This is a genomic window from Allobosea sp. (assembly GCF_048595345.1).
GTDB lineage: Bacteria > Pseudomonadota > Alphaproteobacteria > Rhizobiales > Beijerinckiaceae > Allobosea.
In genome coordinates this window covers 19,051-32,695 of record NZ_JBMDWH010000236.1, presented here as the reverse complement: position 1 = coordinate 32,695, position 13,645 = coordinate 19,051, and the positions used below count along the sequence as shown (strand labels likewise).

Genomic DNA, 13,645 nt, shown 5'->3' with positions numbered 1-13,645 from the left:
CCGGCGCCGATGATCCGCTCGGTCTTCAGGCTCGAGCGGGCCTCCGCCACGGCGGCGGGACCGCCGGTGAGATGCACGCCGTCGGCGCCGCCGCGGGCCGCGACCATCGCGTTGTCCTCGACGACGAGGGCGACGCCATTGGCCTGGACCGGGCCGGCCAGGCGCTTGACGCGCTCGATGCGGCTGCGGTCGTCGCCGGGGGCGAGCCTGAGCAGAATGGCCGCGACGTCGCCGCCGGCCATGGCCTGCATCAGGCGGAACGCCATCGCCTCCGCGTCGGCGACGGGCGGGGTGACGAGCATCAGGCGGGTGAGGGGAGCTTGTGTGGTCATGATCGGCTGCGCAAACGGCCCGCGACCGCGTCCAATGTCAAGACCGCAAGCCCGGCGACGAGACTCCAGAACGCGGAGCCGACCCCGAAAAGGCTGAGGCTCGACGCTGCAACGGCAAAGGCCACCGCTGCCGCCAGGCGCTCGCGGTCGGCGCTCATGGCCTGTCCGAGGGCGCCCGTGAAGGAGCCGAGCAGGCCGAGGCCCGCCACCGTGACGATCAGCGCCTTGGGCAGGGCCAGCAGCAGGGCGATCAACAGCCCGGCGCAGCCGGCGATGGCGAGATAGCAGACGCCATAGATCATGCCGGCCTTCCAGCGCTGGGCAGGGTCGGGATGGGTGTCGGGTCCGGTGCAGATCGAGGCGCTGATCGCAGCGAGGTTCGACATATGCGCGCCGAAGGGCGCGGTGACGAGCGAGGCCAGCCCCGTCGCCAGCAGGATCGGCGCCGTCGGCGGCTGGTAGCCGGCGGCGCGCAGCACGGCGAAGCCCGGAAGGTTCTGGGCCGCCATGGTGACGAGATAGAGCGGGACGCCGATGCCGAGCATCGCCGCCATATCGAGCCGGGGTGTGACGATTTCGAGGCTGGTCCAGGCGATCGGACCGGCCGGCCAGTGAGCGAGCCCTCCGGCGAAGCTGATCGCGATGCCCGCCGCGAGCGCGGCGATCACGCCCAGAAAGGGACTGACGAGCCGCGCGACGAAAAAGATCGCCAGCAGCGGGAGCACGAGGCCGGGCGAGACGCGCATCTCGTCGAACACCGCGACGACGAAGCGGAAGATCACGCCAGCCAGCATGGCCGAGGCGATCGGCATCGGAATGCGCTCGATCAGCCGGCCGAGCGGCCCGAAGGCGGACGTCACCATCATCAGCAGCGCCGCCAGCAGGAAGGCGCCGATGCCGGCCGCCAGATCGAAACCGCTGGCGGCCGCGATCAGCGCCGCGCCCGGCGTCGACCAGGCGCAAATCATCGGCTGGCGATAGCGCCAGGAGAGCCAGAGGCTCGGCAGGCCGGTGCCGATGGCGAGAGCCGCGACCCAGGACACCGTCTGGGCGGGGCTCGCTCCCATCGCCTGCGCAGCGGAGAGAATGACGGCGATCGAGGCCGCGAAGCCGACGAAGACCGCGACGAGAGCGGAGAAGAGGATGGACATTGGCACTTCAGCTTTAGCGGAAGCCGCCCTTCAACCAGAGAAGGAAGGCTTCCGGAAGTGCGCTTGAGGGGTGTCGCGTCCGTCCGCAGGCGCAAGGCCGGTATGGGTGTCAGCCGAGCAAGAAGGCCAGCCTTTCGTCGGCGCGGCCAGGAGTAATCCCGATGATCTCCGCCTTCACCACATCCTGCGCCACGAAGGGGTCCTCTTCCAGCCGGGCTTCCAGCGCGTCGCGCCCGGTCGCGGTGGCGAGTACAAGACCGCCCGATCCAGACTCAAGGCTCCCGGTCAGGAGAAAGACGCCGTCGGCGAAGCCACGCTGGATCCATTCGTTGTGCGCCTGCATCAGCTGCGGCGCTCGCGCCTTGTTGGCGGAAAAGCGGAGGATGACGATGAACATGACGGTTGCCTCGGAAGGGTCGGGTTATTCCGCGGGGTCTGCCGCGATCACAGGACACTCGCTGTCGAGCCACTGCTCAATCGCGGCGACCTCGCGCCGGATGAAGGTCTCGTCACCGAAGGCATTGGCGAGCGCAGCAATGCCCTGGCTGCGCATGAGAAGGTGCAAGGCCAGGTCGTGGGCATCCGGCGCACGGCCGAGAGCGACGAACTGCTCGGCGAGCCAGCGCCGGAAGAGGACGAACACGTCGGTCGCCTGAGCAAGTCCGCCATGGTCGAGCTTCGCAAGCTCGGCGCAGAGCGTGCCGACCGGGCAGCCATGGCGCATGATGGCCTCCCGGTTGGCGATGAGCATCTGCGCGAAGCTGCGCAGCGCGTCGCGCGGGCCGCAGGCCCTCTCTCGCCAGTGATCGAGCATCTGCCGCGTGCGGTCCAGCCGAAGAGCGACGACGGCCGCGAGAATCTCGTCCTTCGTCTTGAAATGATAATAGAAATTGCCGCGCGACAGTCGGGTGGCCGCTGCGATGTCGGCAAAGGCCGTGGTCTCGAAGCCCTGTTCGTAGAACAGCTTATCAGCGGCTTCGACGATCTGCTGGCGGGTGTCGGCGGCACTCATCCTGCTACTTCCGATCGTTGTTCCAACTTTAGGTCAATCGTCCTAGTGCTGTCTTTAGGACGATTGACCTAGGTCGTCAAGACCGGTGAGGCCGCAACGAAAAACGCCGCCGGGGGACCGGCGACGTGCGTGGTAAGGCCCAGGGCTGGCTCGCGGCGGGCGCCGCGCGGCGCGGTGTTCAGGCCGAGGCTTGGAAGGTCGGGTCCAGCTCGCCCTTGGCGTAGCGCTTGGCCATGTCGGCGGTGGTCAGCACGCGCTTGATCTTGGAGGCCTGGCCGGCGGTGTTGAACTCTTCCAGGCGCTGCTTGCAGAGCTTGGTCATCGCTTCCATGGCGGGCTTCAGATATTTGCGCGGGTCGAATTCGCCCGGGTTCTCGGAGAGGATCTTGCGGATCTGACCGGTCATCGCCATGCGGTTGTCGGTGTCGATGTTGATCTTGCGCACGCCGTGCTTGATGCCGCGCTGGATCTCCTCGACTGGCACGCCCCAGGTCTGGGGCATCTTGCCGCCATACTGGTTGATGATGTCCTGCAGGTCCTGCGGAACGCTGGACGAGCCGTGCATGACGAGGTGCATGTTCGGCAGCTTCTTGTGGATCTCCTCGATGACATGCATCGCCAGGATCGCGCCGTCGGGCTTGCGGGTGAACTTGTAGGCGCCGTGCGAGGTGCCCATGGCGATGGCGAGCGCATCGACCTTGGTCTCGGCGACGAACTTCACCGCCTCTTCCGGATTGGTCAGCAGCTGGTCATGGGAGAGCTTGCCCTCGAAGCCGTGGCCGTCCTCCTTCTCGCCCTCGCCGGATTCCAGGGAGCCGAGCACGCCGAGCTCTCCTTCCACCGAGATGCCGCCGAGATGGGCCATCTCGGTGACGGTCTTCGTCACGCCGACATTGTAGTCCCAATCGCCGGGGGTCTTGCCGTCGGCCTTGAGCGAGCCGTCCATCATCACCGAGGTGAAGCCGGCCTGGATCGCGGTCATGCAGGTCGCGGGCTCGTTGCCGTGGTCGAGATGCACGCAGACCGGGATATGCGGGTAGATCTCGGTGACGGCGTCCATCATGTGCTTGAGCATGATGTCGTTGGCGTAGGAACGGGCGCCGCGCGAGGCCTGGATGATCACGGGCGCGTCGGTCTTGTCCGCCGCCGCCATGATCGCCAGGGCCTGCTCCATATTGTTGATGTTGAAGGCCGGCACGCCGTAGTCGTTCTCGGCGGCATGATCGAGCAATTGGCGAAGCGTGATGCGGGCCACGACGGCACTCCCCTTGAAGGCAAACGGATGGGGGAGGATGTAGTGCGGATGGCGGGGAAGCGCAAAGCGAAAGCGGCGGAAAGGCTTAAAGCCGCAGGCTGCGCCGCGAGCGCCGGCAGCCCCTCAACGGCCGCGCGCTTCGAGGACTTTCACGCGCTCCTCGACAGCGGCCAGCTCCTCGGCGAAATGACCGGCGGTGCCCTTCGCCATGACGAGCAGGCCGGCCGTGTCGCGACGCTGCTTGCGGATGAGCTCTTCCAGCCCAACGAAGCGATTCTCGACCTTCTCGAAACGGGCGTTCACTTCCGCTCGAAAAGACGAGATGTCAGCCTGAATCGACTTCAGGATATCGAACATCGCCGTCTGCACGTTCGCGCTCATTGCCGCCTCCGCCGGTGACGAAAGGGAACATACCATAAACACGACGGGCCGCAAGCGTCGGTGTAGGCCTAACCTGGGCGCATCTCAGAGCGCATCTAACCGATAGACGGAGAAGGTCGAGGCTTTCGACATTTCGGCCAAGGCTGCGGCGACATAGGGCACGACCGGCTCGCCGTCGCTTCCAAACCGCCGCCAGTCCAGGCGATCATGCTTGTCCGGCTCGGCGAGGCCAGGCTCGCCTGCGACCGAAGGCATCTCGACGTAGAGCGCGAGCCATTCGCTCGCACGCAGGAAGACCTGTTGCGTGTGCACGAGGCGGCAGAGCCCAGGCTCGGCGATCAGCCCGGTTTCCTCGCGCAATTCGCGGCAGGCCGCCTCGACGAAGGTTTCGCCGCCGTCATAGGCTCCCGCCGGCAGGCTCCAATGACCGTCGAGCCAGCCCGTGGCTCCGCGCCGCAGGCTCAGCACGGTGTCGCCGCGCCGGACGATGGCGAAGACGGATGCGTCGAAGCGGAAACGCTCCCGTTTCGCCATGGCCCGTCCCTAGCCTCTCAGCCCTTCCGCAGCGCTTCGACGCCGGGCAGAGGCTTGCCTTCCATCCATTCGAGGAAGGCGCCGCCTGCCGTCGAGACATAGGTCAGCTGCTCGGCGACGCCGGCATGGTTCATCGCCGAGACGGTATCGCCGCCGCCGGCGACCGCGACCAGCGCACCGTCCTGCACGCGCTTGGCCGCCGCCTTGGCGACGGTGACGGTGGCCTTGTCGAAGGGCGGCAGCTCGAAGGCGCCGAAGGGGCCGTTCCAGACCAGCGTCTTGACCGTTCCGAGCCTGGCCACGACCTCTTCGACCGAGCGCGGCCCGGCATCGAGGATCATCTCGTCGGCCGCGACCTCGCCGACCGGTACGATGCGGTGCTCGGCATGGGCCTTGAACTCGCGCGCGGCCATCGCATCGACCGGCAGCATGATCTGGCAGCCGGCGGCCTTCGCCTTCTCCTCGATCTCGCGAGCGGTGCCGGTGAGATCATGCTCGCAGAGCGACTTGCCGACATCGAGCCCGCGCGCCGCGAGGAAGGTGTTGGCCATGCCGCCGCCGATGACGAGGACATCGACCTTCTTCACGAGGTTGCCGAGCAGGTCGAGCTTGGTGGAGACCTTGGCGCCGCCGACGATCGCCATCACCGGGCGGGCGGGGTTGTCAAGCCCGGCAGAGAGGGCTTCCAGTTCCGCCTGCATGGTGCGGCCGGCATAGGCGGGCAGCGCATGGGCGAGGCCTTCGGTCGAAGCATGGGCGCGGTGGGCGGCCGAGAAGGCGTCATTGACGTAGAGATCGCCATTGGTGGCGAGCGCCTTGACGAAGTCGGGGTCGTTTTTCTCGTCGCCGGCGTGGAAGCGGGTGTTCTCCAGCAGCAGCACGTCGCCGTCCTTCGCCGCGGAGACGGCCTTGGCGACATCCTCGCCGATGCAGTCCTCGACGAAGGTGACGGGGCGGCCGAGCGCATGGGCCAGCGCGGGGACGACCTGCTTCAGGCTGTTCTTGTCGTCGCGGCCCTTGGGCCGGCCGAAATGCGCGAGCAGGATGACCTTGGCGCCCTTGTCCGAGATCTCGCGGATCGTCGGCAGGATGCGGTCGATGCGGGTGGTGTCGCTGACGGCGCCGTTGTCCATCGGCACATTGAGATCGACGCGGACGAGGGCGCGCTTGCCGGCGAGATCGGCGTCGTCGAGGGTGCGGAAGGCGGTCATCGGATCAGCAGACTCCCGAACAGGCCGGGCACGCCGAAGCGCAGCACGAGCACGGTCAATGCGACGGTCAGCAGGGCAGTGACGATCGCGGTCACGAACAGGGTGCCGACGCGCGGGGTGGAGTCGATGCGCGCGCGCAGCGCTGCGACCTCGCCGCGGATCGCGGCGAAATCCATGGTGCCGGCTGCGGCGTCGACCTTGTGGGCGCTGCGCTCCAGCGAGGCTTCGGCGCGGGTCAGGACGGCCTCGTAGCGCGCGAACTTCTCCTCGATGCGGGCGGTCTTGTCCTCGATGCGGGAGAGCTGGTCGAGCTTGCGCGGATCGGTGGTGTCGGCCTGGCTTGCGGTCATGGTCTCTGCAGGGAGCGGTGCGGTGGAGGCCGGGGCGGATGCGGGTGACGCCGTCAGCGGCTTGTCGGCATGGGCCGCGGGCAGGACGGTGGGCTCGATCTTGGCCATGGTCTCTCCGTGGGTCTCGGACAGGAGCGAGGCAGCGCGGGGTCGCGCGGCCTCGCCTCAGACTTGGGTCAGAGCAGGGCGCCCATGGCGACGGCGGTGTCGCTCATGCGGTTCGAGAAGCCCCATTCATTGTCGTACCAGGAGAGGATGCGGACGAACTTCTCGTCCATCACCTTGGTCTGGTCGAGGGCGAAGGTCGAGGAATGCGCGTCGTGGTTGAAGTCGATCGAGACGTTGGGCTGGTCGGTGACGCCGAGGATGCCCTTCAGCGGACCGCGCTTGCTGGCCTTGATGATGGCCTCGTTGATCTTCTCGACCGAGGTCTTGCGCTTGGCCAGGAACTTGAAATCGACGACCGAGACGTTCGGCGTCGGCACGCGGATCGAGGTGCCGTCGAGACGGCCCTTGAGCTCGGGGATGACGAGGCCGATCGCCTTGGCGGCGCCGGTCGAGGTCGGGATCATCGACATCGCGGCGGCGCGGGCGCGGTAGAGATCCTTGTGCATCGTGTCGAGCGTCGGCTGGTCGCCGGTATAGGCGTGGATCGTGGTCATGAAGCCCTTGTCGATGCCGACGGCGTCATGGAGCACGCGGACCACCGGGGCGAGGCAGTTGGTGGTGCAGGAGGCGTTCGAGACGACCAGGTGATCCTTGTTCAGCTCGTGCTGGTTGACGCCGAAGACCACCGTCAGGTCGGCGCCGTCGCAGGGGGCCGAGACCAGGACGCGCTTGGCGCCGGCGGCCAGATGCGCCGCGGCCTTCTCGCGCGTGGTGAAGATGCCGGTGCATTCCAGCGCGATGTCGACGCCGAGCTCGCGATGCGGCAGCTCCTTGGGGTCGCGCACCGCGGTGACCTTGATCGGGCCGCGGCCGACGTCGATCGTGTCGCCGGAGACGGTCACCGTGCCGGGGAAGCGGCCATGCACGGAATCGAAGCGGAAGAGATGGGCGTTGGTCTCGACCGGACCCAGATCGTTGATCGCGACGACCTCGATGTCCTTGCGCTTCGACTCGATGATCGCGCGCAGCACGTTGCGCCCGATGCGGCCGAATCCGTTGATCGCCACCTTGACCGTCATCTTCTTACCTCTCCAGAACCGAAACGCGCCGTATGCGCCATTCACGCGGGCAATTCGGCCAAAGCGTGACCGATTGCAAGCCCTTGGGTTTAAAATCAGCGGCGGGCATTGTGTGTGGTGTCACGGGAAATCATTCGCCCAATCCCGGCCGCCATAGAAGATCCGCAAAATGACAACGCGGTCGTCCTCGGCAACGATTGCAACCGTGACGCGCCGTTCGAAGCCGACGACCTGCAATCCCGGCCGGATATCGGCCCGCGAGGTACCGCGTTCCGCGCCGTATTCGAGCCGCTGACAGAAATCGCGAATGCGCTGTTCGTAGCGGGAAGCCACCAATGGACTGCGGGCTGTTGCAATGGTGTCGTAAATCCACTCCAGATCGGTCGTGGCGTCCGGCGTGTAGATGACACGTCGCTGTCTCACGCTCCGTCTTTCAGACGCGCCTCGTGACGCTTTCGCATCCGTTCCGCCACGTCCTGCGGCGATAGTCCGTCACCTTCACCGGCTTTCCAGCTGTCATAGGTCGTTGCCACATCCTCGCGGAGCCATCGCTCGACAGCGGCATCACGCTCCTGAAGGGCTCTTAATCCGGCCCGTATGACCTCGCTCGCCGTCGCAAACGAGCCGGCTTCGACCTGGGCATCGATGAATGCGGCCTGCTCGGCGGGAAGACTGAAGGTTCGTTTCTGCACTCCGGACATGCGGCTCTCTCCCGTCATCGCGGTATGTCATTATCATACCGCGATCTCCGTTGCACATTCGCCGCCATCGAAGGTGACGATCAACCCTATCCGTTGTGACGCTTCATCGCGGCGTCGGCGACCGCCTCCGGCGTAATGCCGAAATGCTGGTAGACCTCCTTGAAGGGGCCGCTGGCGCCGAAGGAGTGCATGCCGACGAAGCTACCGTCATGGCCGATCACCGCATCCCAGCCGAAGCGCACGCCGGCCTCGACCGCGATCCTGACCGGGGCGGTGCCGATGATCTCGGCTTGCGTCGCCTCGTCCTGCGCAAGGAGCAATTCGAGCGAGGGCACCGAGACGACGCGGGCGCGCACGCCCTTTTCGGCCAGGAGCTTGCGCGCATTGACCGCGATCTCGACTTCGGAGCCCGAGGCGAAGAGCGAGACCTGCGCCTTGCCGCCCTCGGCCGCGAACAGCTCATAGGCTCCGGTCGCGAGCCTGTTCTTCGCGGAGGCGTCGGTGCGCAGCTGGGTCAGGTTCTGTCGCGAGAGGGCGAGAACGGTCGGCCCGTCGAGGCGCTCCAGCGCGAGCTGCCAGGCCTCTGCCGTCTCCACAGCATCGGCCGGGCGGAAGACGCGCATGTTCGGCATCGCACGCAGGGACGCGATCTGCTCGACCGGCTGGTGGGTCGGGCCGTCTTCGCCGAGGCCGATCGAGTCGTGGGTCATGACATAGACCACCGGCAGGCCCATCAGCGCGGCGAGGCGCATCGAGGGGCGGGCATAGTCCGCGAAGACGAGGAAGGTGCCGCCGCCGGTTCGGAAACCGCCATGGAGCGTGATGCCGTTCATCGCCGCGGCCATGCCGTGCTCACGGATGCCGTAGCGGACATAGCGGCCCTTGGGGGTCTTGGGCGTGAAGTCCTCGGCCGCCTTGGTGCGCGTGTTGTTGGAGGGGGTCAGGTCGGCGGAGCCCATCACCAGCTCCGGCATCACCGGGGTGATGGCCTCGAGCGCCAGTTCCGAGGCCTTGCGCGTAGCGACGGTCTGCGGGCTGGCGATGAGGCTCTTCTTGTGGGCGAGGATCGCCTTGTCGAGCTTGGCCGGCACGGTGTGAGCAAGGCGGCGCTCGAACTCGGCACGCTTGCGCTCGGAGAGCGCGGCGAAGCGCTCCTTCCACTCGGCATGCGCCTTGGCGCCGGCGGCGCCGAAGCCGCGCCAGGCCTTGAGCACCTCGGCCGGCACCTCGAAGGGGCCGCCGGTGATGCCGAGATTCTGCTTGGCGGCGGCGAGTTCCTCGGCGCCCAGAGCCTCGCCATGGGCCTTTGAGGTGCCCTGCTTCTTCGGCGCACCGAAGCCGATGATCGTCTTGCAGGCGATCATGGTCGGCTTGTTGGATTTCTGGGCGCGGCGGATCGCGGCTTCGATCGCATCGGGATCATGGCCATCGACCCGCTCGGAGCGCCAGCCGGCCGCCTTGAAGCGCGCGACCTGGTCGACATTGTCGGTGATGGTCAGCGGGCCGTCGATCGAGATGCCGTTGTCGTCCCAGAGCACGATCAGCTTGTTGAGCTTCTGATGGCCGGCGAGCGCGATCGCCTCCTGGCTGATGCCCTCCATCAGGTCTCCGTCGGAGGCCAGCACATAGGTGTGGTGATCGACGATCTTCCTGCCGAATTCGGCGGCGAGCATGCGCTCGGCCATCGCCATGCCGACGGCGGTCGCGAGGCCCTGGCCGAGCGGGCCGGTCGTGGTCTCGACGCCGAGCGTGTGGAAATTCTCGGGATGGCCGGGCGTCTTGGATTCGAGCGCGCGGAACTTCTTCAGATCCTCCAGCTCCAGATTGCCGTTCCCGGTGAGGTAGAGCACCGAGTAGAGCAGCATCGAGCCATGGCCGGCGGAGAGCACGAAACGGTCGCGGTCAGGCCAGCGCGGATCGGCCGCGTCATAGGTCATGATGCGGGTGAAGAGCACGGTCGCCATGTCCGCGGCCCCCATCGGCAGGCCGGGATGGCCGGACTTGGCCTTCTCGACGCCGTCCATCGCCAGGCCGCGAATGGCGTTGGCGAGCTTGTCGTGCTGGGTGCGGTCGGTGGTGGTCATCGTCTCGGGCTCCGTCTGGCGGGCGGCAGGCTCGCCTTGCGTGCTGCATGGGGAACGCGGCAGGGGCAAGGCGGCGTGGCAAGGCAGCGTGATGGCGCGGCCGGTATGGGGACAGCCGCGATGATGGCGAAAGGGACGGGGTGGATTAGGCCTGCGGCCGAAGCCGAGTCAATTCGCCAGCCGCGCTTTAGGGCCGGCTGCCTGCTGCTTCGGCAGGGTGAAGCCGATCTCGCATGCGAAGGCATGGGGACAAGTCCTTGTGCGGCTGGCTTTTGGCTTGCCGGGCCGTTCGTGTTCTGCGTCGCCATGCTGTAGATTTGGGCATCGAATCGTGTGAGCCGGCTTCGGTCCGACAGGGAGGGCGACGGTGGCGAGCCTGATGCTGGACAATGCGCTGGCGCGTCTCGATGGGGCGCTCGGGCAGCTTGAAGCGGCAGCGCGTCGGCGGATCGAAGCCGAGCGCGGTCGCGGCAATCTCGAAACCGAACTCGCCCTGATGCAGGACGACCGGGCGCGGCTCGCCGCCGAACTCGACGGCGCGATGGCGCGGCTCGGCCATGTCGAGACGGCGGCCGCCGATGTCGATCAGCGGCTGCAGCGTGCGCTCGGCGTCATCGGCGCCGTGATCGAGCGCGTGCAGGCGCAGCAGCCGGCCGAGGACGAGACAGCGAGCGACGAGACGGAGTGACGCTTTCCGCAGAGAAGGCGTGAGAAGGAGTGCCCATGCCGCAAGTCAACGTCACGATCGCCGGAAAGGCCTATCGCATGGCCTGCGGCGATGGCGAGGAAGCGCATCTCGAAGGGCTGGCGCGCTTCTATGACGAGAAGATCGGTGAGATGCGGCAGGCCTTCGGCGAGATCGGCGACATGCGCCTGCACGTCATGGCGGCGCTGATGGTCGCCGACGATCTGCACGAGGCCAACAAGCGCGCGCAGAAGCTGGAGGCGGAACTCGCTGCAATCCGCGGCGATGCCGGCGCGGCCGATCAGCGGCTCAGCGAGGTCGAGGACCGCGCGGCGGAAGCGCTGGTCGCAGCGGCCGAACGCATCGAGGGCGTGGCGAAGAGCCTCGTGCCGGCGCCGGCGGGCTAGGTCGAGCCAGCGACCTGTCTCGAATGGAAAAAGCCCCGGACGTCGCCGTCCGGGGCTTCGTTTTCCCAGCAGGGATGAGGACGCTCAGACGCCGCCGGCACCATCCAGCACCGTGACGGCGCGGCGGTTCTGCGACCAGCAGGAGATGTCGTTGCAGACCGCGACCGGGCGCTCCTTGCCGTAGGAGATGGTGCGGATGCGGTTGGCGGGGATGCCGCGCGAGGCGAGGTAGTCGCGCACGGTCTGGGCGCGGCGGGCGCCGAGCGAGTAATTGTATTCGCGCGTGCCGCGCTCGTCGGCATGGCCCTCGACGGTGAAGGTGTAGCGCGGATAGCGCTGCAGCCAGCCGGCCTGCTTGTCGAGCGTGGCGGTGGCGGTCGAGGTCAGGTCGGTGGAGTCGGTCTCGAAGAAGACGCGGTCGCCGACATTGACGACGAAATCCTGAGCGCTGCCCGGCGTGGCGGCGCCGCCGGCCCCGAAGCCCGAGCCGCCATTGGCGTCGGCGTTCTGGTCCTTGGCGCAGGCGCCGAGCGCGAGCGTGCAGGCGAGGGCGGCGGCAAAGCGGACGGCGCGGCCGCCGGAAAAGAGGCTGGTCAACATGGGCTGAACTCCGGGCGATCTGATCTTCGGGGTCTTCTGAGCGGGGGCTTGGCGCCGGCTGCGGGCAAGGCGTTGAAAATCGAGCCCATCAATGAACCGTCAACCTAAACGAGACCTTGCCAGATCAAGGCGAAGTGGCGGCATTGCGGCGTATGGTTAACCAAATCTGAGAAAAGTCACATCCGCATCCGAGCGTGGCGTATGGGCGACAGTGCGCGCCGCCGGGCGGGTCACGCGCTCGCATCCGCGTTTGCGGCGAAGCGCGCGCGGAATTCGCGTGGGCTGATGCCGACGCGCCTGCGGAAATGGTGGCGCAGCGTGTCCGGCGTGCCGAACCCGACGGCAAGGGCGATCTCGTCGAGCCCGATCCCGCCCTCGACCAGGAGGGCCTTCGCCCCCTCGATGCGCTCGCCGGTCAGCCACTCGCCCGGCGGAGACCCGGTCGCCTCCCCGAACCGCCGGAGGAAGGTGCGCAGGCTCATATGGCATGCCGCCGCCATCTCCTGGATGGTCCAGTCCCGCCGCAGATCGGTGCGCAACCGGTCGAGCAGGGGGGAGACGTCCGACTGGCGGCGCAGGGCGACGGGACGCTCGAGGAACTGCGCCTGCCCGCCGGAGCGGTGGGCCGGCATCACCAGCCGGCGCGCCACGGAATTGGCCGCCGCCGCACCGAAATCACGCCTGACGATCTCGATCAGCAGGTCGATGCCGGCGGCGCTGCCGGCTGAGGTGAAGATGCGGTCCTCGCCCCGGTAGAGCGAGGCATGATCCACCGCGACCGCCGGATAGCGCTCGCGCAAGGCGCCAGCATAGCGCCAATGCGTGGTCGCCGCCTTGCCGTCCAGCAGACCCGCCGCGGCAAGGACGAAAGCGCCGGAGCAGATCGAAGCGAGCCGGGCGCCGCGCGCATGGGCCCGCCGCAGGCGCTCGCAGAGCGCGTCCGGCACCGGCTCGCCTGCGCCTTTCCAGCCCGGCACCACGATCAGATCCGCCTGGTCGATCAGGTCCGGCCCGTGATCGGCCGTCAGCCGAAAACCGCCATGGGCTCGCAGCGGCCCGTCCTCGATCGCGCAGCTGGCAAAACGGTACCAGCCCTCTCCCATTTCAGGGCGCGCCAAGCCGAAGATTTCGGCGACGATGCCGAATTCGAAGGTGCAGAGCCCGTCATAGAGCAGGGCGACGACGAGGGGGCCGGTCGTATTTGGCATGATCTGCCCGTATAATGTCGTTCGTGCCAATGGCAAGGCGTATCGCGGCCGGTTCAGATGCCCGGACCACCAGCCTGTCGCCGTGACCCATCCGGAGAAGCGGGCGGCGACGCCGACCAGGAGCCACCATGACCAGCGCCGTGACCACCGTTCCCGCCGCACCCAGCGATCTCGCGAGGGCCCATTTCGCCGCCGAGTTCACGTTCGAGACCGATTGCTGGGATGTTCACGACGCCTTGTCCAAGCAGCCCGATTTCGTGCTGCTGGATGTGCGCAGCCCGGCCCTGTTCGCCCGTGGCCATGTGCCGGGCGCCCTCAATCTGCCGGTGGGCAAGATCGTGCGCTCGAAGCTGGAACACTGGCCGCAGGAGACCGTGTTCGTGACCTATTGCGCCGGCCCGCATTGCAATGGGGCGGCCAAGGCGGCGCTGCGGCTCGCGGAGCTGGGACGGCCGGTCAAGATCATGGCCGGCGGCATCACGGGGTGGCTCGACGAGGGCTTCGCGGTGGCGCGCGACGGCGAAGCCGCCTGACAAGGGCAAGCGTC

At 67.4% G+C, this 13,645-nt stretch carries 18 protein-coding genes; 3 read left to right on the top strand and 15 right to left on the bottom strand.

What is annotated here, in order from left to right; genetic code table 11:
* The 13 genes from ACOJTB_RS20820 to tkt all read right to left on the bottom strand — a co-directional run.
* Positions 1–332: thiamine phosphate synthase (locus tag ACOJTB_RS20820; protein WP_420104433.1), on the bottom strand; the 332-nt coding region annotated here is incomplete at its 3' end.
* Positions 329–1,483: a benzoate/H(+) symporter BenE family transporter gene (locus tag ACOJTB_RS20815; RefSeq protein ID WP_420104432.1), complete on the bottom strand. Its 1,155-nt coding sequence runs from the start codon at positions 1,481–1,483 to the stop codon at positions 329–331. The genes ACOJTB_RS20815 and ACOJTB_RS20820, both read right to left, overlap by 4 nt.
* A gap of 109 nt (positions 1,484–1,592) precedes the next feature.
* Positions 1,593–1,880 carry a YciI family protein gene (locus ACOJTB_RS20810; protein WP_420104431.1) on the bottom strand — a complete coding sequence of 96 codons (288 nt, stop codon included), beginning with the start codon at positions 1,878–1,880 and terminating at the stop codon, positions 1,593–1,595.
* Positions 1,881–1,904: 24 nt separating this feature from the next.
* Positions 1,905–2,495: a TetR/AcrR family transcriptional regulator gene (locus ACOJTB_RS20805; protein WP_420104430.1), complete on the bottom strand. Its 591-nt coding sequence runs from the start codon at positions 2,493–2,495 to the stop codon at positions 1,905–1,907.
* A gap of 178 nt (positions 2,496–2,673) precedes the next feature.
* Complete coding sequence (gene fba, locus ACOJTB_RS20800) at positions 2,674–3,750, bottom strand: class II fructose-bisphosphate aldolase (protein WP_420104429.1); 1,077 nt, start codon at positions 3,748–3,750, stop codon at positions 2,674–2,676.
* 123 nt (positions 3,751–3,873) lie between these two features.
* Entirely contained in the window at positions 3,874–4,107 is a 234-nt protein-coding gene (locus ACOJTB_RS20795; RefSeq protein WP_420104428.1) for a hypothetical protein, read from the bottom strand.
* Positions 4,108–4,215: 108 nt separating this feature from the next.
* On the bottom strand, positions 4,216–4,665 hold the full coding sequence (locus ACOJTB_RS20790) for an NUDIX domain-containing protein (protein ID WP_420104427.1): 450 nt from the start codon (positions 4,663–4,665) through the stop codon (positions 4,216–4,218).
* 17 nt (positions 4,666–4,682) lie between these two features.
* The gene (locus ACOJTB_RS20785) at positions 4,683–5,876 is read right to left on the bottom strand and encodes a phosphoglycerate kinase (protein WP_420104426.1); all 1,194 of its coding nucleotides are present in this window, start codon (positions 5,874–5,876) and stop codon (positions 4,683–4,685) included.
* A complete protein-coding gene (locus ACOJTB_RS20780; RefSeq protein ID WP_420104425.1) occupies positions 5,873–6,334 on the bottom strand; it encodes a hypothetical protein in 462 nt (153 codons plus the stop codon). The genes ACOJTB_RS20785 and ACOJTB_RS20780 overlap by 4 nt, the downstream gene beginning before the upstream one ends.
* Before the next feature lie 68 nt (positions 6,335–6,402).
* The gene (gene gap / locus ACOJTB_RS20775) at positions 6,403–7,413 is read right to left on the bottom strand and encodes a type I glyceraldehyde-3-phosphate dehydrogenase (RefSeq protein ID WP_420104424.1); all 1,011 of its coding nucleotides are present in this window, start codon (positions 7,411–7,413) and stop codon (positions 6,403–6,405) included.
* Between the two features lie 120 nt (positions 7,414–7,533).
* Positions 7,534–7,836, bottom strand: coding sequence for a type II toxin-antitoxin system RelE/ParE family toxin (locus ACOJTB_RS20770; RefSeq protein WP_420104423.1), 303 nt, complete (start codon positions 7,834–7,836; stop codon positions 7,534–7,536).
* Entirely contained in the window at positions 7,833–8,114 is a 282-nt protein-coding gene (locus tag ACOJTB_RS20765) for a type II toxin-antitoxin system ParD family antitoxin (RefSeq protein WP_420104422.1), read from the bottom strand. Before ACOJTB_RS20765 ends, ACOJTB_RS20770 begins: the two co-directional genes overlap by 4 nt.
* Positions 8,115–8,200: 86 nt before the next feature.
* Positions 8,201–10,261 (bottom strand): transketolase, encoded by a 2,061-nt coding sequence (gene tkt / locus ACOJTB_RS20760; RefSeq protein WP_465248416.1) that lies wholly within the window; start codon positions 10,259–10,261, stop codon positions 8,201–8,203.
* A gap of 304 nt (positions 10,262–10,565) precedes the next feature.
* Here tkt and ACOJTB_RS20755 point away from each other — a divergent pair, with 304 nt between their 5' ends.
* Positions 10,566–10,886, top strand: coding sequence for a DUF4164 family protein (locus ACOJTB_RS20755; protein WP_420104420.1), 321 nt, complete (start codon positions 10,566–10,568; stop codon positions 10,884–10,886).
* Positions 10,887–10,921: 35 nt separating this feature from the next.
* On the top strand, positions 10,922–11,290 hold the full coding sequence (locus ACOJTB_RS20750; RefSeq protein WP_420104419.1) for a cell division protein ZapA: 369 nt from the start codon (positions 10,922–10,924) through the stop codon (positions 11,288–11,290).
* An 84-nt stretch (positions 11,291–11,374) separates the two neighbouring features.
* On the opposite strand, the gene pal is transcribed toward ACOJTB_RS20750, so the two are convergent.
* Positions 11,375–11,890 (bottom strand): peptidoglycan-associated lipoprotein Pal, encoded by a 516-nt coding sequence (gene pal / locus ACOJTB_RS20745; protein WP_420104418.1) that lies wholly within the window; start codon positions 11,888–11,890, stop codon positions 11,375–11,377.
* A 230-nt stretch (positions 11,891–12,120) separates the two neighbouring features.
* Positions 12,121–13,098 (bottom strand): transcriptional regulator FtrA, encoded by a 978-nt coding sequence (ftrA, locus tag ACOJTB_RS20740; protein ID WP_420104417.1) that lies wholly within the window; start codon positions 13,096–13,098, stop codon positions 12,121–12,123.
* Between the two features lie 128 nt (positions 13,099–13,226).
* Between ftrA and ACOJTB_RS20735 the strand changes: the two genes are divergently transcribed.
* Positions 13,227–13,631: a rhodanese-like domain-containing protein gene (locus tag ACOJTB_RS20735; RefSeq protein WP_420104416.1), complete on the top strand. Its 405-nt coding sequence runs from the start codon at positions 13,227–13,229 to the stop codon at positions 13,629–13,631.
* The last annotated feature ends 14 nt before the right edge of the window (positions 13,632–13,645 follow it).